Genomic DNA, 22,372 nt, shown 5'->3' with positions numbered 1-22,372 from the left:
GCCGCTTGTATTTCAGTACAAACGGCTTTCTGTATTTAACTGTGTACCGGATTAACATGCACCATACAGTGCTTTACATCCGGGAAGTGATGTTCAATTTCCGCATGAACGGTTTCAGCGATATGATGTGCTTCCGATAATGTGAGCGATCCGTCTGCGGTGATTTCCAAATCGACGTAATAACGTGCACCGAACATTCTCGTTTTAAACAGATCGATTCCGGCAACGCCTTTGACACCAAGAACCATCTCGCGAATCGGGGCAATCACTTCTTCCGGACAAGCTTTATCGACCATTTTGTCAATGCCGTCTTTGAAGATATCATAGGAAGCTTTCAAAATAAAGATGGAAATGACGATTGCTGCAATCGGGTCAAGAATCGGCAGTCCCAGCCGTGCGCCTGCAATACCAATCAAACTGCCGACCGATGAAAATGCATCCGACCGATGATGCCATGCATCCGCCATCAAAGCGTCGGAACGAATTTTTTTTGCGGCATTTCGGGTGTACCAATACATGCCCTCTTTGATCACGATTGAAAGGACAGCGGCAACCAGTGCAAGCATACCCGGTGCGGCAAGCGGGGTCTGTGCGCTGTTCATGAGGCTTTGGATACCGGAATATCCGATTCCGAGTCCTGTGAGCGCCAAAACACAGGATAGAAGAATTGCTGCCACACATTCCATGCGTTCATGACCATATGGATGTTCGTCATCCGGTGCTTTTGCCGAAATATGTACGCCCACCATGACGATGATTGTGCTGAATACGTCGGAAGCTGAATGAACCGCATCAGAGATCATTGCAGCTGAACCGGCAAAAATACCGGCCAGAAGCTTGAATGCGGATAATACGGCATTAACGATGATGGTGTTGACAGAAACACGCATAGCGATTGCCTTTGGTTCCATGTTTTTTTGTCGCATATACAGTCTCCTTTACTCAAAAAATAAAACTGCGAAACAGTATTTTGATGCTGTCCCGCAGTTTTGATCTGCTGCCTTTCGGCCCGGCAGTGTATGCCTGAAAGATTTTTACTATTATAACGTGAAAAAAACAAAAAGTCAAGACTTCTTTTTCCGACGATAAAGAATGGCTATGATAATGACAACAAACAAGACTACACAGCCAGCCACAATTCCGATCATCAGCCAAGGTGGTTGTGTGCTGTTTGCCAAAGCTGAAGGTGTTGCCTCATTCAACGAGGAAAGACTGGTTTCTTCCTGCGCCGCCGAAGAGAATAAGTAAGGGTTTCGTCCTTTGTTCAGCGCTGAAAGTGCCAATGCTGCTGTTTCGGTAGCTTCCAGTGAAGATGCTTCACCGGGTTCCGCACAAAAACCGCCGTCCTCATTTTGGCGTGCAAGCAAATAGTCAATCGGCGAAACGCCGTCGATTGCAAAACGATCTTCGGACGGATCAATCTGGTTGCAGATCAGCGCGGAAATCATTTTTGCAAGGATTCTCGTGGAAGAATATGTGGTTGCATGCGCGAGACTGCTTGTTTGATTTAAGTTGCTGATGTACGATGCAGCATTGCGAATGGCATTTGCAACGGTTTCATCTTCTTTTGAATAGTTTGAAAGAACCAGCATGGCATCAAGCGTCGTCCAAGGGCTTGATGCAAATCCTTTGTTGGTGGAAAAACCGCCGTCTTCATTCTGCATCAAAAGCAATCGGGAGCAAAGCGAAAATCGTGTGTTTTCTGCGTTATCCGGCAATGTGTAATTCTGGCTGTCAAGTGCCCGCAAGACTTGAACCAGCAGATCACCGTTGTCTGTGTCAATTTGACAGGATGCAAGAAATGCAACACGCTCGGAAACGGCTTGATTGGTTTGGGAATATCCGCAGGCAGATAGCATCAAAAGCTCTTCTGCAGCTGTTTGTGCGTCTTCAGGGGGATGCGCTTGGAGCGCAGCCGGAAGGGTGGCCACATCGCTTGGGGATAACGATTGGTTTGACGCTGTCATCGCCATAAAATAAAGCGTTGTGCTGTCTTGATTCATCGAAAGCCAATGGCCGGCTTCTGTCAGTGCGGTGACGGTTGCTTCTCCCTGTGCAGTAATGGAGTTTTTAGAGAGAATTGCTTCTTTGGGAAGATCAAGTGCTTCACTTGAAAACACAATTTCAACAATTCCTGCGTTTCCAATCGCAGACATCCAAACGGTATCGTCAAGAACGGTATTATCCGTTTTCAGATAAAAAGCGGAAGTTTGCGTTTTTTGGAGTATATATCCTGATTCAGTGTTTTGGATGGAAACCGGACTGCCGTTTTCAATTTTTACAGATAAAACCCCATCGTCCGACAACTGGTCAAGAAGCGATAGATACGAAAAGGAAGACGATACAGAAACAGGTGTCGGCTTTAATAAATAGGAGTCTGCGGTTGCGTCATATACGGCAAAAATTACAGAAGAATCCGTGCTGCCGCTGTCTGCTGCCACAGAATATGGAAGCAAAAGTGAGAAAATAATAGAAAAAATAACAAATAATTTTCGCATGATTCCGTATCACTCCTTTCTGATTTTATTGTAACATGAAACGACCAAAAGCGCAAGAAAGTGCAAATTTTTTTGAAAAAACGCGATGGATTTTTTAAAAATCCATCGCGTAAAATCTTAGTCGATCGTTTCGGGTGCGTCGTATGTTTCGCCGAATGTCTGGACGGTTACTTTTTTCATTTTCTGATCCTGTACCGGACGGTCTGCAAAATCGGTGATAACGCCGACGATCTGATCAGCAGTTTCCATACCTTCGATCACTTTGCCGAATGCCGCATACTGGCCATCAAGATGCGGTGCGTCTTCCACCATGATGAAGAACTGCGAACCTGCGCTGTCCGGATAGGATGTGCGTGCCATGGAGAGAACGCCGCGGGTGTGGCGCAGATCATTTTTAAAGCCGTTTGCGGTGAATTCGCCGCGAATCGCATAGCCGGGACCGCCTGTTCCGCGGCCGTCCGGATCGCCGCCCTGAATCATAAATCCCGGGATGACACGATGGAAAATAACACCGTCATAAAAGCCTTTTTGGCACAGTGAAATAAAGTTTTTGACTGTATTCGGTGCAATTTCCGGATAAAGCTCGGCTTTCATGGTTGCGCCGTTTGTCATTTCAATTGTAACAATAGGGTTTTTCATAGATAGATCTCCTTTTTATTCAGCAGAAGAGGACTCTGAAGCAGAAACAGTGCTTTCCTGCGAGGATTCAGCAGTCTCTTCTAAAAATTCGTTTTTGGTATCGCCGGAAACAGGCTCTTGTTCCGTTGTGCCTTCGGATGACTCAGCGTCAACCACTTCAAGCATAGAGAGCGAGAGAAGCTGGTAATGATCGTCTACCTTTTTCACTTTATACTCCATCACTTTTTCTACAATCTCTTTGTGGTTTGTCGAAAGACTCCATGTAACATCGGGGAGCACATAGCTGACTTTGAGTGTATAAATGTCGCCTTCACGCTGGATTTCATCCACGCGCGGGGAATACGGCAGAAGCACCGGGGTCGATTCCACGCGGTAGCTCTTGGTTTCCGGATCGTAGCTCATTTCAACAGCGGAATCTGTGATTGTCTGATGAACAATCGATACATCGTTTCCGTAGAGCATGCGCACATAGTATTCGACATCCGTATCAGGAACCGTCATGCCGCCTACATCATCTTTGATGTATTTTCCTTTTGCACTGTCCTCAAGAATCAGTTTCCAGATAGACGATGCGATGATAACGGAGCTGTCGAGTTTTTCCGGGCTTTCAAATTCCGGTGCATCAAGAATGACGAGCGGGAATACAACATACGCCATTTCTTGTTTGAGCTCTGTTGAATTGACCCATTCGTTTGCCACGTTCACGGCAAATGTTGTGGTGGAAATGATACCGATGATGACAAAAAAGCAGACAACGATGCCAAGCAGCGCTGTGAAAAACTCTTTCTTCGATAATTTGCGCTTTTTGCGCGGCGCACGATGATTATGTACTGCAGTCGTATCCGTTTGTTCGGGGGAATTGGACGCCGACACTTCGGTTTCTGCAGCCTGTTCGCTTGCAGAATCGAGTGTTTCTTGTGCTTGAGCTGCTTCCGATTCCGTTTGATTCAATTTTGTCAGCACATCGGAAAGACCGCTGTCCTGTGCGTTGTTTTTTGGGCTGTCGCTCATAATGTCCTCCTTTTGTTACCGCACTTGTCCGGTGCCGTAAATAATATATTTTGCGCTTGTCATCTCGTTTAAGCCCATTGGGCCGCGCGCATGGAGTTTTTGTGTGGAAATGCCGATTTCTGCACCGAAGCCAAATTCCTCACCGTCTGTAAAACGAGTGGATGCATTGACGTATACTGCGGCAGAATCGACGCGCTCGGTAAATTTTGAAGCGCTTTCGATATCATTTGTAATAATCGCCTCGGAATGATGGGTCGAGTAACGGTTGATATGGCTGATCGCTTCATCAATCGAAGAAACCACCTTGACAGAAATGACGTAGCCTAAAAATTCAGCTGCATAGTCGCTTTCTGTAGCCGGGGGGATGTCTTTTAAAATGGCGCGTGTTTTTTCACAGCCGAGCATAATGACGTTTTTGGTATCAAGCAAGCTTTTGACAAGCGGCAAAAACGATTCGGCAACACGTTCATGCACCAAAAGACTTTCGCATGCATTGCATACTGACGGCCGGCTTGTTTTGGCGTTGAAGACAATCTCTGCGCCCATATGCAAATCGGCGCTTTTATCAATGTAAATGTGGCAGTTTCCGGCGCCTGTTTCGATCACCGGAACGGTTGCGTTTTTGACAACGCTTTGAATCAGTCCTGCGCCGCCGCGCGGGATCAGTACATCCAGATAGCCGTTGAGCTGCATCATACGCGTTGCACTTTCGCGGGAGGTATCCTCAACCAATCCGATAATATTGGGGGCAAGTCCTTCGGTTTCAATGGCATCCTGCATGATGCGTACAAGTGCAACGTTTGTGTTGATTGCTTCTTTTCCGCCGCGCAGCATCACAGCATTTGACGTTTTCAGGCAAAGCGCTGCCGCATCCACTGTGACATTCGGACGCGATTCATAAATCATGCCGACAACACCGAGCGGAACGCGCTGCTTGCGCAGAACCAAGCCGTTGGGCAGCGTTTTTCCAAACAGCACCTCACCGATCGGATCGGCAAGCGCCGCAACTTTCCGCACACCGTTTGCCATTGCATGAATGCGCTCTTCAGAGAGCGAAAGACGGTCAAGCATCACATTCGGAATCCCGTTTTGAGAAGCGCGCGAGAGATCCGCGCGGTTTGCTTCGAGGATTTCGTCAGTCGATTCGATCAGACGATTTGCAATCCGAAGCAGAATTTGATTTTTGAGCGGTGTGGAAGCATGCGCAATTTGCGGTTGGGCATCTTTAATCCGCTGTGCAAGGGAACTCAGTTTTGACATATGCATTCCTCCTGTTCTGTTTTTTGAAACAATGTACCGACAGATTTGCCGTCGAACAGATCATACAGCTGATCGGGGCGGCTGCCGTTTAATAACACCATGGCGATGTTTTGTTCCATACAAATTTGTGCAGCGTGAAGCTTTGTGGTCATACCGCCTGTGCCGAATTCGGTGCCTTTTGTTCCGGCTGCGGCAAAGGTATCTGCATCCAGATGTGTCACGAGCGGAATGAGCGTTGCGTCTTTGTTTTTACGCGGGTCGCTTGTGTAAAATCCGTCGATGTCACTTAAAATGATGAGCAGGTCAGCGGAAGCAATCGAAGCCACGATTGCAGACAGGGTATCGTTGTCGCCGAACTCGATTTCCTCGGTGGAAACGGTATCGTTTTCATTGATGATCGGGATGACGGACAGCGACAGCAGCCGTTCAATCGTGTTGGTGACGTTTTCTTTCCGCACAGAATCCTCGATGATATCGCGTGTCAGCAATACCTGTGCTGCATTGTGATTGTATTCGGAGAAGTATTTGTCATAAATGTACATCAGCTCGCTTTGACCGAGTGCGGCGCACGCCTGCTTTGTCGGCATATCCGACGGCTTTTGATGCATCATGAGCTTGCCGGCGCCTACGCCGATTGCACCGGATGTGACAAGAATTACTTCTTTTCCGGCATTTTTTAAATCGGATAATACGGTGACAAGCCGTTCGATCCGGCGGATATTCAGATGACCCGTAGGATAGGTGAGCGTCGATGTACCGACTTTTACGACAATACGGGTGGAATCACAGATTGCAGACATACAGACCTCCATTTATTGCATTGAAGCATCACTGTCAGACGGCTCACTTGAAAGAAGGCTGTTTGCAAAGACGGCAAACGTACTTTCAATGATGGGAACTGTCAGCGGCAGTGTGACAATAAAAATACTGAGCAGCAGATAGGGGATACGATACGCGATCACGCGCAGCAGTGAAAGACGGTGTCCCCGCATCAGACGAAATGAACGACGGATCGCCGCAGCCGGCGAGATCTCCTCGTTTAAAATAAACAGGTAGTCGGATAAAAACAGCCCTGCCAAGGTGTAGTAGCAAAAAAAGCAGCCGAGCAGGAATAAAACAGCGCAAAGCACCAGACAGATCATGACGAACAGTCCCGATTCCGGCGATGCATTTGACACGATGGATAACAGCAGGCTGCTCGGCAAAAAGCAGACAAATATAAACAGGAATGAAACGCATGCGCGCAGTGCAGAAAAGCAGAGGGCTTTTTTGTACTGTGCAAAGGAAGAAAAATAAGAGAATGCACAGCGCAGCGGAACAAATCCGTCATCCAAAAGCACGATCCAGCGTTTTAAGTTTAAATAAAGCGGCAGACACAGCAGCAAGAGCGCCAATGTGCCGAACAGTGCAGAAATCGGAACCGGAATGCCTGTGTGCTGTTCTGACTCAAACAGCAGTGTTTGGAAAAACGACCGGCACACACTGACCGATAGTAAACTGCCGAATAAAACAAGCAGAGAAATCATAACAAGCGAAGCCGCTGGTGTCATAACACCCCGCATCCGCCGTCCGGAAGCGGCTGCAATTTCGTTAGTCGTCACAAAATCCCTCCGTTCACGTTCGATCATTGCTGCTTGCCAACGTTCTTGATGGATCGGATGCAAGCAGTACTTTTCTTTATATTATAACACAAAACATGACTGTCTGCGCATTCTTTTTTCTTTTCAATGGTCATTTGCGCAAAAAATTTTAAAACGCTGTCTGTGCGCAGTTGTGATATGAACAGAATAAAGTAAAGTTATTCCTCTTCGGTATCCAATTCTTTTTGATAGTCAAGCATGACGGAATCTACGTCTTTTCCGTAGGGCAGCGGTGTGAATACCTCAAACAAACGCTCGTTGCCCCAAAGCCATGCATTGATCGAAAGTGTAAAGCCGCATCCGCCCTCGACAGCCCATTCCGAGTACGGACGTTTGGGCAGACCGCACGCACAAAGCAGTGCGGTGATGACACCTGCATGGGTAAACACTGCGGCGTCGCTGATTTTGTCTTTCATCATATCGCGGATGACAGCATCCAATCCGTCGAGTACACGCTGGCTGAAATCGGCAGGTGCTTCTGCATGAGGCGGAACGGTTTGCTGTGCGCTGTCAAGCCACGCGCGGTAGGAGGGGAGTTCTTTTAATTCTTCAGCGGTCTTGTTTTCGAATTCGCCGAAAGAATATTCCCGCAGATCATCGACAGTGACAGGCGTCATATGCGGATAAATCAGCCGCGCGGTCTGAATGCTGCGCTTGAGCGGACTGGAATATACACGTCCCACATTCGGATATTCGTACTGCTCTTTGAGCGACAAAAGGGAAGCAACGCCCTGTTCGCACAGATCCACATCGGTTGCACCGATATATTTTCCCGAAAAGTTCGCCTCGGTTAAGCCGTGACGGATCAAATAAATACGATATGCTGACATAGTGAAAAAACATCCTTTCTGCTTGATAAAAACAAATAAAAGCGATTGTTTCTGCGGTATATCAGTGTTTTTTCGCCTCAAACGACATCATTTGCCGCAAAAAGCGAAAAAAACGGCAATTTTTCGCCCAAAACCGCTTTACAATCAGTAGCTTTTATAATATAATTTACGTTACGTTAACAAATTGACAAGGGGTGACAGAATGAACACCGATTTTCCCCGAATTTTGACGCTGCTTCGAAAAGAGCGTGGCATCAGCCAGAAACAGGCAGCGGCAGAGCTTGGAATTTCGCAGGCGCTTTTATCCCATTATGAAAAAGGAATTCGTGAGTGCGGACTTGATTTTGTTGTTCGTACTGCTGATTTTTACGGTGTTTCCTGTGACTATTTGCTCGGACGTTCTCCCGAACGGACTGGTGCGCAGCTCACAGTAGAGGATATTCCCGAACCGGATGTGCTCGGCAAAGAAAATATCATGCGCGGCAGCATTTTGCCAACGCTCAACAAAAAGCTGATTGCCAATGCGCTCAACATTATTTTTGATCTGCTGCAAACAGCGAACGACAAGGAACTCACCACGGCAGTTTCCGCGTTCTTGAACTTGTCAGTGTATCGCTCGTTCCGCGTGATCTATCAGATCAATCAGAAAAACGAACAGAATCTGTTTACCGTCTCGCCGTCATGTGCACAGGCAAAAGCGCTTGCGGCGATGGTGCTTTGCGAATCGCGCGCAAAAGAAGCGGCGCAGTCGCTTTCGTCCGTTTCGCAGACGGCACAGAAGCTTTCGATTTCGACCGAGTCGCTTGCAAAAGATTATCCGCTGTTTGCTTCTTCGCTGTTTAACTTGATTAAAAACGCAGAGTCGCAAATGGATAAATAGCATGCTTTATTGTATCATCCTTCCTGTGAAAAATAAAGAGATATTTTGTTTCGTTTCGGAAAGAATCTTAAAAAAGAACGATGAATGGTTTGGCAGGAGATGAACAGATGACACGCAGAAACATCCGAATCGTGTGCGCAGTGACCGGATTTTTGACGCTTTGTATTATATTCGGAATCTATGATTTTGAGATTTCATTCGCTGTTGTTCATCCGTCGTGGCGTATGCTGCAGCTGCTTGAATCGTTTGGGCTGCTGGCGGCACCCTTTCTTTTGCTCTTTGCAGGGGTTTGTGTCGCGGTGTGTGCGGTAAAACAGCAGCATTTGCTTCACCGCAAACGGCATATTGTCGCGGGGATCGGCTGTGCGGCGGCTTCGGCGGGATATTGTTTGTTTATCGCTGCAAAAGCTTCTGCCGCTGCTGCAATCGTTTTTTTGGACGTCACAGCGGTGCTTGTTTTGTTGCTTATAAAATATCTGCTGCACGCGCCTGCACATATTTGTGAGCGGCTGTTTCACATTTCGTTGATTTATCTGCTGGCAGTCGTTTTCACGCTTGTGAGTGTATGTGTGTTGAAGCTGTGCTGGGGACGCATACGGTTTCGGCAGCTTTGCACACCGGATGATTTTTCACCGTGGTTTCTGCCGCAGGGGGTGACGGGGTTTGTTTCGTTCCCGTCGGGACATACGGCAAATGCGGCGCTTTTATTCATCGTGACGCTGTTTGTGCCATATGTAAAACACCGTGCAGCCAAATGGGCGTGTTATATATTGCCGGCGGTATGGACGATTGTCATGGCAGTTTCACGCGTGATGATCGGTGCGCACTATGCATCCGATGTGCTGTTCGGCGCGGCTGTTTCTGTTTGCAGCTTGTATTTGGCAAAGCGCTTTGTTGAGAAAAAATGCGCTTTAAAAAATAAATCATCATAAAAAAGAGTCACCAGTCGGTGACTCTTTTTGTTTTGTGTTTTTCGATTATCGTGTGCTGATGACGCGGCGCATGTTGATCTCTTTGATGCGTTCGGGATCGACTTTAAAGTTTCGCTCCTCATCCATCAAACCGTTAATCTCCTGCTGAACGTCGCTGACCTGCGTATAGCAGTAGCCGCAGACGTACGGCAGTTTTTTGATTGCGGTGGTAATCCGGTCAAACCGGTCGATAAACGCCTCTTCGTTTTCAACTTTTTCGCCGTATCCCCAGCCCTGCTGTCCGTTTTTAAATGCGATGCCGCCGAACTCACTGATGATAATCGGCTGTCCCTGATAGGAAAAACCGTTTGCAATCGCCGATTTAAATGCGCCCAAGAATACATTGCCCGACAGAATTTCGTCTTTGTGATTGCCGTACCGGTCAAAAAAGACTTCTCCCTCTGCTTCGTAGTCGTGAAGCGTGATGATATCGGAGATCGTGTGCTCCCAGCCGTCGTTTACAATCACAGGACGCATCGGATCAAAGCTCTTGGTCAGATGATAAATTGCCTCGGTGAAATGCTGCTGTGTACGGTCGGTTTCCACCGCCTGAATGCCCCAGGACTCGTTGAACGGGGTCCATGTGATGATAGAGGGGTGGTTATAGTTCTGGCGCACAATTTCCATCCACTGTGCAGTGAATGATTGCACCGCGTCATCGTGGAACCGGTATGCTGCCGCCATCTCACTCCAAACGAGCAGGCCTTTGACGTCGCACCAGTACAAAAACCGCTCATCCTCGATTTTCTGATGCTTGCGCACACCGTTGTAGCCGAGTGCCATGATTTTGTCGATGTCTTCGATGAGTGCTTCTTCGTCAGGCGGCGTCAGGTGCGAATCTTTCCAGTATCCCTGGTCGAGAATCAGCCGCTGATACAGCGGTCCGCCGTTTAAAAGTACATTGCCGTCTTCAATGCGGACGTCACGCAGACCAAAATAGGAACCAACACGGTCGACCGCAGTGTTGTCCGACAGCAGACAAAACGAGATATCATACAAATTCGGATGATATGGGTCCCATAAAAACGCACCCCAGCTCTCGGTTGTGGCGGTATTGTACAAATCGATGGTGGTGTGTACACGGTTTTGCAGAACAGGAATCCGTACTTTGTTGATGAGCAGTTCTCCGAATGTGACAACGGCTTCGAGCCACAAATCCTGTGCGCCGTTCGTGTCAATCTGTGCTTCAATGGAAACATTGCGTGTAGCAGTGTTCGGTGTCATTTTCACTGAAGTAATGTGCTGTGCCGGAACCTGCTCCATCCAGACAGTTTTCCAGATACCGGTCGTCTGCACATACCAGCAGGCGAAATTTTCGTGAATCCAGCGCTGTTTGCCGCGCGGCTGTCCGTCATCGAGAGAGTCTTCCACCTTGACGACGAGCAGGTTGTTTCCGTCGCGTACAGCATCTGTAACATCGAACGAAAAGCGTGCGTAGCCGCCTTCGTGCATTCCGATATGAACGCCGTTGAGCCATACGTTTGTGCGGTAGTCCGATCCTTCAAAATGGAGCATCAAACGGTCTGTCCCGAGCGATTCTTTTGATACCATCAGCGTTCTTTGATACCAGACCGTATCGTGTACCGTTTCGTCACCGATGCCGCTTTGTTTTGTCTCATAGGAAAACGGCACATTGATGGTGAGGTCGGACGCAAATCCGCCGCTCCAGCCGTTTGTGCTGCCGACATGTTCGTCGTCAAATGCAAATGTCCAGGTTCCGTTTAAGTTTTCCCACGCACTGCGCACAAACTGCGGACGCGGATAATCCTTTTGATAACATTTTACCATCATTCAAAATCCCCTTACGATATAAAATAATTTTTTTATGTTTTGAATTATAAATAAAAAAGTTTGAGTTGTCAATGCAAAACGAAAAAGAATCTGCCCAATCGGATAAAAACGAAGCAAACGGCAGCATCTGCGCTTGTTATTGCGTTCTTTGGATTCATTTGATATACTGTTTCATAAGACCCGATCAGAAAGGAAATGATTATGTTAACGCTCTCGATTCAAGATCCGCTTGCCGTATCGAAAATATGTCATGCGCTTTCCACGCCGCTTCGGGTAAATATTTTAAAGCTGCTTGAAAATGGAACGATGAGCTGTTTGGAACTCTCAAAACAGCTTGGATATCCGCTTTCGACGATCTCGGTCAACGTGAAAGTGCTCGAAGAAGCGGGACTGATTATGACAGAACTTCTTCCGGCGAAAAACGGTTCAAAGAAGCTTTGTTCGTTAATTTATCTGGAGATTGGAATCCAGCTGTATACAAAATCTGCGTCGGTACAGCCTTGCAAAACGATCGAAACAGAAGTGCCGATTGGGAATTATATGAATTTTGAGGTGTTTCCGTCTTGCGGATATGTGGGAGAGGGAATTACGGATACGGTGCTTGACAATCCGAATGCGTTTTTGCATCCGAATCGGTTAAAAGCGCAGCTTTTATGGTTTCGCAAAGGATTTGTGGAATATCGTATTCCTCTTGAATGGCCGAATCAAACTGCACGGCGTATTTCATCGATCTGTTTTGAAGCGGAGCTTTGTTCGGAAGCGCCGGGGTATAATCAGAAATGGAAATCGGATATTACAGTTTGGGTAAACGGTGCGGAAATCGGAACGTTTTTGTCTCCGGCAGACTTTGGTGACCGAAAGGGAAAATTTACACCTGCGTTCTGGGAATTGGGAAGCACACAATATGGTCTTTTGACACGGTTTACGATTGATTCATCCGGTTCTTATGTAAATGACGAAAAAATGTCATCGGTCTGCTTGGCAGATCTTCACCTGGAAGAGCGAAACGATGTGATGCTGCGGATTGGCATTAAGGATGCCAGCCAGCATATCGGCGGAGTAAATCTCTTCGGAAAAGGATTCGGTGACTATGACCAGGATATCAAGATGATTGTTTCATTCGACTAAAAAAGCATCTCCCGTTTTTAAAAACGGGAGATACTTTTTTATTAATAACAATATGAAAATGAAAAAACCGCTAAGATATTCTTAGCGGTTTTCATGTGGTCGAGGCGACAGGATTCGAACCTGCGGCCTCTGCGTCCCGAACGCAGCGCTCTACCAAACTGAGCCACGCCTCGTCGACAACGATATTTATTATATCACGTTTTTTCTGAAAGTCAAGCGTTTTTTTAAATTTTTTTTGATTTTTTTCGACGACCGAAAAATACCCCCAAAATAAGCAGGCTCATCGTGATTTGGACAGCCGCCAAAACGCTCCAGATACCTTCCACATCAAAAAAGATCGGAAGCAAAAATAAGAAAACCGGTGTGAAGACGAGCGGGTCGAGATACGTAAAGCAGGTAGAGAGTTTGGTGTCTCCTGTTGCATAAAAATAAGAAATGCTGCAGCGTACGAGTCCTGCGAACGGATAGGCGACAGCGGTCAAAATCAGTCCGCTCTTTGCCATCACAGCCGCTGCGTCTGATACGCCGAACAATCCTGAGAAAAACGAAGTTGTAGGGATAGAGATCAGGAAAAACGCAGTACCGAGCAGCACAGCAAGACGAACCGCACGAAAACGAACATGTTCCACCTTCTTTGCTTCGCCGGCGCCGTGCAGATAGCTGATGATTGGCTGCACACCGTCACCGATGCCTTGCAGAAGTGCCAGAAAGGTTGCGGAAACGTACGAGAGAACCGAATATGCGGCAACAGCGATTTCCTGTCCATAGGCAAGGCACTGCCAGTTTGCGAAGATAATGACAATCGACGGTGCGAGAGAAACACCAAACGGGGAAAAGCCGATTTTTAAAATACGAATCATTTTGCGTGCCTGCGGCTGAAGCTCCGAAAAGGAAAACGGGATTTTTCGATCTCGCAGAATAAGCACCAAGCTCAGCACTGCAACGACACCTTGTGCGGTTGCAGTTGCAGCCGCAGCGCCGGCAAGTCCCCATGGAAACACTATGATAAACAGTGCGTCCAGCACAATATTCGTGAAGAGTCCGCTGATCATGATGAGCATGGCGCTGATGGTGCGGCCACTGTTTTTGATAATCGGCGTAAGCCCGCAACCAAGTGTCTGAAACAGTGTGCCGAAAATTACCACACGAATATACGAATGTGCAGCATCAAATAATGCGCCGCGTGCACCGAATAACCGGAGAATAAAGTCACTTGTAAACGAGAAAAACACGATCATAAAAGCCGCAAGAAGTACCAGCAAAACGAGCGTGTTTCCTCTGGCAGCACGTGCTTCTTCGGCGTCTTGTGCGCCCTGATACATGGAAAACAGAACTGATCCGCCGATTCCAACACCGATTCCCGTGGCCTGCATCACCGCTGTGATCGGCCATGCAAGATTGATTGCACCCAGTCCGATATCGCCGGTTGCCTGTCCGATGAAAAAGCCGTCAACAATGACATAAAATCCACTCAGTACCATTGTGAGCATCGAGGGCAGAACATAGTACCAAAATCGTTTTTCTGTTGGATTTGTATGCACTGTGTGCTCTCCTTTCTAAATTCCGTAATTTCTACTTCAGATCATATCATAATTCTGTTATATGGTCAACCCCTGCAATAAAAGGCAGACTGAATCTCAGTCTGCCTTTTCTCTCAATGATTTACTTGTGTTTCAGAGGTCTGCTCTTTGTGCTTAACGATCGTCATGTCAGGTTTCTTTTTCGGCGCGTCAAATCCCTGCGTGCTTTCTTCGGATTTAAAGAATACGATTACTGTGCGCAAAAGCAGCACGATATCCTGCCAGAAGCTGTATCGTTCAATATACATCAGGTCAAGAACAAGCTTGTCTTTTGCTGAGGTGTTGTACCGGCCGTTGACCTGTGCCAAGCCGGTAAGTCCTGCTTTTACACGCAGACGATACCGGAACTCCGGCAGATCCTCTGTGTATTTTTCAATGTTTTGAAGCATTTCAGGACGCGGCCCGACCAAGCTCATTTCGCCGTGCAGAATATTTAAAATCTGAGGAATTTCATCCAAGCGGAATTTTCTTAAATATTTTCCCACGCGTGTAATCCGGTCGTCATCCGTTGTTGCGGAGTATTCCACACTTGGGTCATGCACTTTCATCGTGCGGAATTTGAGTACCTTAAAGACTTCGCCGTTTCGTGTGGCACGCGGCTGTGTGAAAAACACGGGACCGTGATCGTCGAGCTTGATTGCCAGTGCGATCAGCAGCATCACAGGACTTAATACAATGGTGCCAATTCCCGATACCAGTAAGTCCAGCATTCGCTTGAAAAAGCGCTGTTCCATCGATAGATTCGTGATCGGCAAATGCAGCATTGCCATATCGTCGAACATTTCAAACTTTGCTGTATTCAAAAGAATTTCCGAAATATCCGACTGCACAAACAGATTGGTATAATGCTTATATGCGTACTCAATGATTGTCGGACGTTCTGCTGCGGGAAGATCGTACAAAAAGACAACATCCGTTTTACGGATCTGTTTTTTTAAATTCGGATCATTCCATGTAAGCACTTTGTCGATTTTATATTGCTTGCGGTAGCGTGATACGCATTGAATCAGCTGCTGCGGATCGGAAGAAGCGTCGCACACAATGATGCATCGCTGCGGCGGATTCAGCTTAAAGTAGACATAGTTTCCAAAGTACACAAATCCGATGACAGAGGCAACTTGAAGAATAAAGACACACAGCAAAATCATCAGGTTGAGCCAAATCATTTCTGCGTGCGGCCATCGGCTTGCACTCATAATATAAAGCTGAAAAAACGTTACGGCATCTGTGATAAACACGGCAATACTTAAAGAAGGAATGATTTCCTTGCTCTTTTTTTTGCCGACAGCAAATCCGCCGTAAACAGCAGTCATGCTGATGCCGAGAACGATAAATGTTGTCATTGTAATGGCTGCGGTGCGTGTGAATCCGAATACCTGCGGAAATCCGGGCGCAAACAGTCCGAAAAACAATAAAAACAACGTAAAAAACAACAACACTTTAATACAAAACACCGCTCCGCGGCGGGGATGGTCATTGCGGCTTTTTTTTTCCTTCATTCAAACCCCTCCAAAAGAAAGCGTGAAAAACGAAACCCAAAGAAACGCTTTGTTCCAAAAAGAAGATTGAAACGTCCAATCATATTATTTTATTCATTATACCAAAACAGGTGCGCAAAAGCAAGCAAACAGAAATCGAGTATTGTAAACCTTGTTCTATTTTAGGTTGACAATATTTCTTGTTTATGATATGCTACAACTGCAAAACGATTTTATACCGGAGGTACTTATGAATCGAATTTCTGTTTCATCCATTACGAAAACTGCACTTTGCACCGCACTGATTTGTATCAGTGCATATCTTTCCTTTCCGCTTCCGCTGACACCGATTCCCGTGACGGCACAAACCATTGCAATCAATATTACTGCCATTTTGCTGACACCTGCGCAGACAGCAGCTGCACTCGGTGTTTATCTGCTGCTTGGTTTTTGCGGAATCCCGGTGTTTTCGGGCGGCACAGCCGGATTTTCACAGCTTCTTTCACCGACAGGCGGCTTTTTGATCGGATTTTTTGTTGCCGCTGTATTGATCAGTTTGCTCAAAGGAAAGAAAAATAACCCGCTCAGACATTGTCTGATATGCATTTTCGTGGGGATTCCTGCGGTCGATCTGTTCGGTGCGTTGTTTATGTGTCTGATTCATCACTATAGTCCGCTGGCAGCGCTTTCCGGCGCGATTCTTCCGTTCTTGTTCGGGGATGTGCTCAAAGCGATCGGCGGTGCACTGATCGGCACGAGCGTCAATCGTCTGCTTGCGATTCGCAAATGAATATGTTTTGAAAAAAGGAGCCGGAGTTTTCCGGCTCCTTTTTCGTTGACGGGGAATAAAAAGTATGTTACTATCTGCTTGAAACAAAGAGGAGGAATGAATATGAATGCAATCGCTTATACGGCAGGCGGCACAGGCTTTACGTTTTTTATGACAATGTGCGGCGCTGCTATGGTGTTTTTCTTTAAAAAATCGCCGAGAGAATCGATTCAGCGGGTATTTTTAGGATTTGCGGCAGGTGTGATGATTGCCGCTTCTGTCTGGAGTCTTTTGATTCCTGCGATTGAGCGGGCAGAGGAAGCCGGCGGGATCGGCTGGATTCCGGCGGCAGGCGGATTTATGCTCGGTATTGCGTTTTTGATGCTGATGGATGCGCTTTTGCCGCACCTGCATTTGGGTGCCGATCATCCGGAGGGCCTTTCATCCAATTTAAAACGGACAACACTTTTGGTGCTCTCTGTGACACTTCACAATATTCCGGAAGGTATGGCGGTCGGACTGGCGTTTGCTGCGGCGGCACAGGAGGGCAGTCCCGCTGCGCTTTCGGCAGCTGCTGCGCTGGCGCTTGGCATGGGCATTCAGAATTTCCCGGAGGGTGCAGCCGTTTCGCTCCCGCTGCGCAAAGAGGGATTCGGCGTGTTCCGCTCGTTTCTGTATGGCAGCTTGTCAGGACTTGTGGAACTTATCTTCGGCGTACTCGTTGTGCTGATTGCGGGAAGTGTTGCACCGCTGATGCCGTGGATGCTCGCGTTTGCGGCGGGTGCCATGATGTATGTCGTGGTGGAGGAACTCATTCCCGAAGCACACTTGGGCGAGCATTCGCATACCGGAACGATCGGCGTGATGGCGGGATTCATGGTGATGATGATTCTCGACGTGGCGCTTGGATAAACAGGAGAAACATCCATGAAACGCAGGTTACTGCGGGTATTATGGGGACTAGCTGGGGTCTTGCTTGTCATTTTCGGGGTCTTTTTTTACGCATGGCAGATCGAGCCGTCTTTGCTTCACACGGTGCAGTATGAGGTAAAGACATCTCATGCAGTACCGGTGAAAATTGCGTTTTTTACGGATACACATTTCGGAAAGGATGATACGCCGGATCGGCTTGCACGGATTGTGGAGGAAATCAATGCGCAGAAACCGAATATGGTTCTGTTTGGCGGTGATTTCTTCGACAGCTATTGGCGGGATGCATCGCAGATTGATGTGAATCTGATAGCAGAGAAACTCCGTGCAATCGAAGCACCATATAAATATGCCGTTTGGGGCAACCACGATATCGGAGGCGGTGCTGTGCGTGTGTATGAACAGCTGATGGAAGCGGGTGGTTTTACGCTGCTCAAAAACGAAACGGCGGAGATTGGGGAACTTTCTGTACGGGTTGTGGGAATGGACGACTGGATGCTCGGGGAACCGGACAATGTACTTCGTGTCTCCGATGACAATTACACAAACATTTTTCTCACACATGAGCCGGATGATGCGCCGTTATTTGCAGAAAACGGCGCGGATCTTATTTTAGCCGGACATACACACGGCGGTCAGATCTTTGTGCCGTTTTTCGGTCAAAAATTTTTGCCGCCCGGCGGCCGGCATTATGTAAAAGGACAGTATGATATCGACGGGGTACCGCTTGTGGTAAGCTGCGGGATCGGTACCACCAAGCTTCCTGCGCGATTTTTGAATATACCCGAGATTTGTGTGCTCACACTCTCGGATCAATAAAAAAAGGAGAGGATATTGATGTTAATTCCTTCAACAACGCCAAACGAAACGCAGCAGCGCATGATTGCCCGCGGCTACGGCATGTTCATTCATTTCGGCATCAACACGTTTAACGACACGGAGTGGTCGGACGGTACACTGCCGGTCGAGAGCTATGCACCGCCGGCAGTCGATGTGGACAGCTGGGTGAAAAATGCACGCGACTGCGGTATGAAGTATATCATCTTGATCACGAAGCATCACGATGGATTTTGCATGTGGGACACCGATACGACCGATTATGGTGTGAAGTATTCCAAAAATCCGACCGACGTGGTCGCAGAGGCTGCGAAAGCGTGTGAAAAATACGGTGTTCAGCTCGGTCTTTACTATTCGCTGTGGGATCGGCACGAGCTGTGTTATTCCGATCACGAAGCGTATATCCGCTATATGGAAACACATCTGACCGAACTGCTCGGTGGTCGCTACGGCAAAGTGGTCGAGCTGTGGTTTGACGGCGGCTGGGATAAAAAAGCGAGCGACTGGGGACTTGAACGGCTGTATGCACTGGCAAAGAAGCTTCAGCCGCACATCGCAGTCGGCGTCAACTGCACGATCGGCCGGTATCTTTCGAAAAATACGAACAATTCGGTCTATTGGCCAGAAAATTATAAAGAGGGCATGCCGATGCGCTATTTCCCGAGCGATTTCCGCCTGCTTGACCCGATGTTCCCGCCGAAAGACGATCCGAAGCTTTATCGTCATGCGTCCAAGACGTACTATCTGCCGTTTGAGGCGACCATCTGCATCCGCGATATGCGCAACTGGTTCTGGGACCCGCACTACTGCGATGATCCGCTGGTTGACACCTCGTTTATTGTCGAAAAATATGAGCAGCTCATCGGACAGCAGAACTGCCTGGTAGTAAACGTTGCGCCGAACACAAACGGTGTGCAGGAGCCTGCCGATATCGAACGGCTCAAAGAAGTGCGAAGTGTGCTCGAAGAAAAAGGACTCATGTGAGGAGAAAGCAAGATGAATGTGTTATCCTATTTCAGTCCGACCGGCGGCACCAAACGCGCCGTTTCGATGTTTGCCGAAGCGATGGGCGGTGCATTTACAAACGTCGATCTGACGAATTACGAAGTCAGACAGCAGCCTATATCGCTCACGCCATCGGATTTGCTGATTGTGGGTGTTCCGGTCTATGGCGGACGGCTGCCTGCGGTGGATGATCTGCTCGATTGCTTTGCGGGCGATCACACGCCGTGCATCGTCTGTTCCTGTTTTGGCAACCGCGATTTTGATGATGCGCTGCTCGAATTGTCTGACGAAATGATAGCACGCGGCTTTGAAGTGATTGCCGGATGTGCGCTTGTCATTCCGCATGTGTACAGCGATCGGCTGGGCGCTTTCCGTCCGGATGAAGCAGACCAAGCCGAAATTACCGCATTTGCAGAGCAGGTGCGCGCAAAATTATCTGCAAACGATCATACATTGCCCCATATTCCGGGAAATCGTCCGTATAAAGAGTGGAATAAGCCGGAGCGCGCACCGCAGCATGACGAATCGTGCACATCGTGCGGCGCTTGTGCGGTAGTTTGTCCTGTCCGCGCAATTGACAAAGTGACGTTTGCGGCAGATCCCACACGCTGTATTCAGTGCATGCGATGCGTGCGGCAGTGTCCGGAACATGCACGCGCACTCGATATGAGTGCGATCAAAGAGCGGCTCGAATCACTGTTTCTGCGGCGGGCGGACAACACATTCTTCCTTTGATCCGTTCGGCTCGCGTTTGGTGAACACAGTTTTTACGCCGATAATTGCCAAAAAGACAGCGAACAGCTTGGCGATTTGCGCATTGGGCAAACAGGCAGCCAGAAGCGCACCTGCGAGTGCCGCAGGGATACCGCCGAAGAGTGCCGGCTTGATGGGAGAAGTGCAGAGCAGCCCGTTTTTTCGGTGACGCCAGAGTGAAAACGCGGCAATCGGCAGGAAAAAACACAGGTTAAACAGCTGCGCTTCCTTTTGCGGCGTTTCCGTGAGCAGGGTTAAATAGAGCATCAGCACGAATCCGCCGCCGATGCCCATAGAGGCACAGATACCCGAAAAAAATCCGGCGATTCCAAGAAAAATCAGATTCATCGCAGAAACATCCGTACGGCAGACACGACCATCACGATGCCGAATATGCGTGAGAGCAGTGTCGGTGAGATCTTTTTGAGCAAAACTGTGCCGAGCCATGCGCCCGGAAGCCCGCAGAGAATCGTAATACACAGCGCACCAAGCGAGAGCGAGGTCCCAAAACAGAATAGAATGATTGCGCTGATGAGCGAAAGCGGCAGGGTGAGTGCTAATGCAGTGGCATGAGATGATTTTTTGTCGATGCCGCAGCGATTGAGCAGAACAACAGCAAGCAATCCGCCGCCTGCGCCGAACAGCCCGTTTGCAAGACCGGTTGCAGCGCCTGCCAAAAACGGAAGAAGCGGACGTTTCACAGACAATCCCCCTTAAAACAGAAAAAAGTGTGTTATGAGATTATCATGACACACTTTCTTTGTTTCTATTCAGTTTTGCATAACGTTTGTACTGCAAATGACGCCAGCAGGCATCCGGCGACAGGCGGACAAAAGCTGATGCTTGCGGGACTGTGACGCCCGTGTTCTGTATCCGTGACGACAACGCGCGGCATCTCGGTTGAATATACGACCGGCACATCCGAGAATCCGCGTTTTTTGCATTCCCGGCGCATGACGCGTGCCAATCCGCATCCGCATCCGGCGGTTTCCTCGATCGTGCCGATGCGAAATGCACTCGGATCAAGCCGGTTGCCGGTTCCTAAGCACATGATAGACGGAATGCGTCGCTCCCGGCAGGCGGCGAGCAGGTCAAGCTTTGCGGAAACGGTGTCAATCGCGTCGATGACGAAATCGGGATGAAGGTCAAATAAGACATCGCGAGTTTCGGCGGAATAAAACGATTCTACGGGAACAAGCCTGCAAAACGGCGCGGCATCTTTTAGCCGTAAGACAGCGGCGTCTGTTTTGCTCATGCCAAGAGTGGAGGTGAGTGCAAAATTCTGGCGGTTTAAATTCGAGAGGGAAACCGTGTCGTGATCCATCAGAATCACGGTGCCGACACCGCTGCGTGCGACCATTTCGGCACACATGCCGCCCACACCGCCGAGCCCTAAGACGGCGACCGTTTTATTTTGCAGGGTATGAAGCGCTTCTTGGCCGATGAGTGCAGCAGTGCGCGCAAAAACAGAGGAAAAGTTCATGGGTTTGTATCCTTTCTTGTAAAGAAAACATCATAAAAGCGCTGCGGAATTCCGCAGCGCTTTTATGATCCGCTTTGCCGTAATGCATGGTAAGCTAAAAACCCGCGGTAAAAGCAGGTGGATACCTCCTCGCAGTGTTTGCGCTCCCAACGTCCGCACAAGGGCGGGAGGTCTGCATCCCCAAAGCGAGAGTCCGGTCTCCTAATTAACTAAGTGTTGGATTTATATTATCCACACACACGCACAAAGCAGAACAATTACATTATACCATATTTTTGCGAAAAAACAACAGGAAAATGTTATTCTTCACCGTCGCCCTCGAAATAAGCGCTCAGTTTTTCCAAAAACATTTCGCCGATGCGCTGATATTCGTCGTCGTCATCGATCGAAACCATCAGTTCCTCGTCGTTTTCGTCCATTTGGCTTTTCAAAACGATCAGATCCGCAGTGTCGTCGAGCATCTCTTCCGGATTTTCAAAATACGGAATGAGTGCGAAATAACGGTCGTTGCCAACCTCCATCACATCCAGCAGCTCAAATGCCTGCTCAACGCCTTCTTCGTCCACAAGCGTGTAAATATCGGGATTGAATTCTTGGTCCTGCGCCATAAAAAGAATCTCCTTTCATGCCCGTTTTCTTCTATTTTAAGTGTAAACGATAAAGAAGTAAATGTCAATAGGCAAAGATTCATTATTTATTTTCAATAAAAAAATATAAAGTTCACAATAAAAACTGTTGACAAAACAGAATCTGTGTGGTATATTATAGTCAGGATAAGAGATAAGAAAAAGAACTCGAAGATCCAATTAAATTGAATAAGGAGGATTGCAGAATGTGCTTAGATGAACCAATCGGCCAGATCCGTATGGTAAGAGCACAGGGCAGCATC

General features: G+C 48.0%; 23 protein-coding genes, 1 tRNA gene and 1 other RNA gene. 8 read left to right on the top strand and 17 right to left on the bottom strand.

What is annotated here, in order from left to right; genetic code table 11:
* Positions 1-35: 35 nt before the first annotated feature.
* From H6A12_RS09790 to H6A12_RS09755, 8 genes are all read right to left on the bottom strand, one after another.
* A complete protein-coding gene (locus H6A12_RS09790) occupies positions 36-926 on the bottom strand; it encodes a cation diffusion facilitator family transporter (RefSeq protein ID WP_243415466.1) in 891 nt (296 codons plus the stop codon).
* Positions 927-1,064: 138 nt separating this feature from the next.
* A complete protein-coding gene (locus H6A12_RS09785) occupies positions 1,065-2,498 on the bottom strand; it encodes a prenyltransferase/squalene oxidase repeat-containing protein (RefSeq protein WP_204447398.1) in 1,434 nt (477 codons plus the stop codon).
* A gap of 117 nt (positions 2,499-2,615) precedes the next feature.
* Complete coding sequence (locus H6A12_RS09780; protein ID WP_204447396.1) at positions 2,616-3,137, bottom strand: peptidylprolyl isomerase; 522 nt, start codon at positions 3,135-3,137, stop codon at positions 2,616-2,618.
* Positions 3,138-3,152: 15 nt separating this feature from the next.
* On the bottom strand, positions 3,153-4,148 hold the full coding sequence (locus tag H6A12_RS09775; RefSeq protein ID WP_204447394.1) for a hypothetical protein: 996 nt from the start codon (positions 4,146-4,148) through the stop codon (positions 3,153-3,155).
* Between the two features lie 15 nt (positions 4,149-4,163).
* Positions 4,164-5,408 carry a glutamate-5-semialdehyde dehydrogenase gene (locus H6A12_RS09770; protein ID WP_204447392.1) on the bottom strand — a complete coding sequence of 415 codons (1,245 nt, stop codon included), beginning with the start codon at positions 5,406-5,408 and terminating at the stop codon, positions 4,164-4,166.
* Positions 5,396-6,208: a glutamate 5-kinase gene (proB, locus tag H6A12_RS09765; protein WP_204447390.1), complete on the bottom strand. Its 813-nt coding sequence runs from the start codon at positions 6,206-6,208 to the stop codon at positions 5,396-5,398. The genes H6A12_RS09770 and proB overlap by 13 nt, the downstream gene beginning before the upstream one ends.
* A 12-nt stretch (positions 6,209-6,220) precedes the next feature.
* On the bottom strand, positions 6,221-7,009 hold the full coding sequence (locus tag H6A12_RS09760) for a hypothetical protein (protein ID WP_204447388.1): 789 nt from the start codon (positions 7,007-7,009) through the stop codon (positions 6,221-6,223).
* 197 nt (positions 7,010-7,206) lie between these two features.
* The gene (locus tag H6A12_RS09755; RefSeq protein ID WP_204447386.1) at positions 7,207-7,878 is read right to left on the bottom strand and encodes a histidine phosphatase family protein; all 672 of its coding nucleotides are present in this window, start codon (positions 7,876-7,878) and stop codon (positions 7,207-7,209) included.
* Between the two features lie 202 nt (positions 7,879-8,080).
* Here H6A12_RS09755 and H6A12_RS09750 point away from each other — a divergent pair, with 202 nt between their 5' ends.
* Positions 8,081-8,758, top strand: a complete 678-nt coding sequence (locus H6A12_RS09750; protein ID WP_204447383.1) for a helix-turn-helix domain-containing protein — start codon at positions 8,081-8,083, stop codon at positions 8,756-8,758.
* A gap of 107 nt (positions 8,759-8,865) precedes the next feature.
* Positions 8,866-9,690 (top strand): phosphatase PAP2 family protein, encoded by an 825-nt coding sequence (locus H6A12_RS09745; protein ID WP_204447381.1) that lies wholly within the window; start codon positions 8,866-8,868, stop codon positions 9,688-9,690.
* Between the two features lie 45 nt (positions 9,691-9,735).
* Here H6A12_RS09745 and H6A12_RS09740 read toward each other — a convergent pair whose 3' ends face one another.
* A complete protein-coding gene (locus H6A12_RS09740; RefSeq protein ID WP_243415465.1) occupies positions 9,736-11,520 on the bottom strand; it encodes a glycoside hydrolase family 2 protein in 1,785 nt (594 codons plus the stop codon).
* A 201-nt stretch (positions 11,521-11,721) separates the two neighbouring features.
* Here H6A12_RS09740 and H6A12_RS09735 point away from each other — a divergent pair, with 201 nt between their 5' ends.
* Positions 11,722-12,648 carry an ArsR/SmtB family transcription factor gene (locus H6A12_RS09735; RefSeq protein ID WP_204447380.1) on the top strand — a complete coding sequence of 309 codons (927 nt, stop codon included), beginning with the start codon at positions 11,722-11,724 and terminating at the stop codon, positions 12,646-12,648.
* Between the two features lie 96 nt (positions 12,649-12,744).
* On the opposite strand, the gene H6A12_RS09730 is transcribed toward H6A12_RS09735, so the two are convergent.
* The 3 genes from H6A12_RS09730 to H6A12_RS09720 form a co-directional block, all read right to left on the bottom strand.
* Positions 12,745-12,821: transfer RNA gene (locus H6A12_RS09730), tRNA-Pro, on the bottom strand.
* Between the two features lie 51 nt (positions 12,822-12,872).
* Complete coding sequence (locus H6A12_RS09725; RefSeq protein ID WP_204447379.1) at positions 12,873-14,189, bottom strand: MATE family efflux transporter; 1,317 nt, start codon at positions 14,187-14,189, stop codon at positions 12,873-12,875.
* Between the two features lie 113 nt (positions 14,190-14,302).
* A complete protein-coding gene (locus H6A12_RS09720) occupies positions 14,303-15,727 on the bottom strand; it encodes a sugar transferase (RefSeq protein WP_204447378.1) in 1,425 nt (474 codons plus the stop codon).
* A 229-nt stretch (positions 15,728-15,956) separates the two neighbouring features.
* Here H6A12_RS09720 and H6A12_RS09715 point away from each other — a divergent pair, with 229 nt between their 5' ends.
* The 5 genes from H6A12_RS09715 to H6A12_RS09695 all read left to right on the top strand — a co-directional run bounded on the left by H6A12_RS09715 (position 15,957) and on the right by H6A12_RS09695 (position 19,982).
* Entirely contained in the window at positions 15,957-16,496 is a 540-nt protein-coding gene (locus H6A12_RS09715; RefSeq protein ID WP_207753214.1) for a biotin transporter BioY, read from the top strand.
* A 102-nt stretch (positions 16,497-16,598) separates the two neighbouring features.
* Positions 16,599-17,387 (top strand): ZIP family metal transporter, encoded by a 789-nt coding sequence (locus H6A12_RS09710; protein ID WP_204447377.1) that lies wholly within the window; start codon positions 16,599-16,601, stop codon positions 17,385-17,387.
* Positions 17,388-17,402: 15 nt separating this feature from the next.
* Positions 17,403-18,224, top strand: coding sequence for a metallophosphoesterase (locus H6A12_RS09705; RefSeq protein ID WP_204447375.1), 822 nt, complete (start codon positions 17,403-17,405; stop codon positions 18,222-18,224).
* Positions 18,225-18,242: 18 nt separating this feature from the next.
* Entirely contained in the window at positions 18,243-19,226 is a 984-nt protein-coding gene (locus H6A12_RS09700; protein WP_204447373.1) for an alpha-L-fucosidase, read from the top strand.
* 12 nt (positions 19,227-19,238) lie between these two features.
* A complete protein-coding gene (locus H6A12_RS09695) occupies positions 19,239-19,982 on the top strand; it encodes a 4Fe-4S binding protein (protein ID WP_204447371.1) in 744 nt (247 codons plus the stop codon).
* Here the strand turns inward: H6A12_RS09695 and H6A12_RS09690 are convergent.
* The 5 genes from H6A12_RS09690 to H6A12_RS09670 all read right to left on the bottom strand — a co-directional run bounded on the left by H6A12_RS09690 (position 19,941) and on the right by H6A12_RS09670 (position 22,091).
* Positions 19,941-20,348, bottom strand: coding sequence for a sulfite exporter TauE/SafE family protein (locus tag H6A12_RS09690; RefSeq protein WP_204447369.1), 408 nt, complete (start codon positions 20,346-20,348; stop codon positions 19,941-19,943). The two genes, H6A12_RS09695 and H6A12_RS09690, sit on opposite strands and share 42 nt — an antisense overlap.
* Positions 20,345-20,701, bottom strand: coding sequence for a TSUP family transporter (locus tag H6A12_RS09685; RefSeq protein WP_204447366.1), 357 nt, complete (start codon positions 20,699-20,701; stop codon positions 20,345-20,347). The genes H6A12_RS09690 and H6A12_RS09685 overlap by 4 nt, the downstream gene beginning before the upstream one ends.
* A gap of 65 nt (positions 20,702-20,766) precedes the next feature.
* The gene (locus H6A12_RS09680) at positions 20,767-21,483 is read right to left on the bottom strand and encodes a tRNA threonylcarbamoyladenosine dehydratase (protein WP_204447364.1); all 717 of its coding nucleotides are present in this window, start codon (positions 21,481-21,483) and stop codon (positions 20,767-20,769) included.
* A gap of 62 nt (positions 21,484-21,545) precedes the next feature.
* A non-coding RNA gene (gene ssrS / locus H6A12_RS09675) (6S RNA) lies at positions 21,546-21,741 on the bottom strand.
* Positions 21,742-21,782: 41 nt separating this feature from the next.
* Positions 21,783-22,091, bottom strand: coding sequence for a DUF1292 domain-containing protein (locus H6A12_RS09670; protein ID WP_204447362.1), 309 nt, complete (start codon positions 22,089-22,091; stop codon positions 21,783-21,785).
* Positions 22,092-22,372 lie beyond the last annotated feature (281 nt).

This window comes from Merdimmobilis hominis (genome assembly GCF_016901855.1).
Lineage (GTDB): Bacteria > Bacillota > Clostridia > Oscillospirales > Ruminococcaceae > Paludihabitans.
Note: the sequence above shows the minus strand (reverse complement) of the source record. Positions and strands in the feature narration are given on the sequence as shown.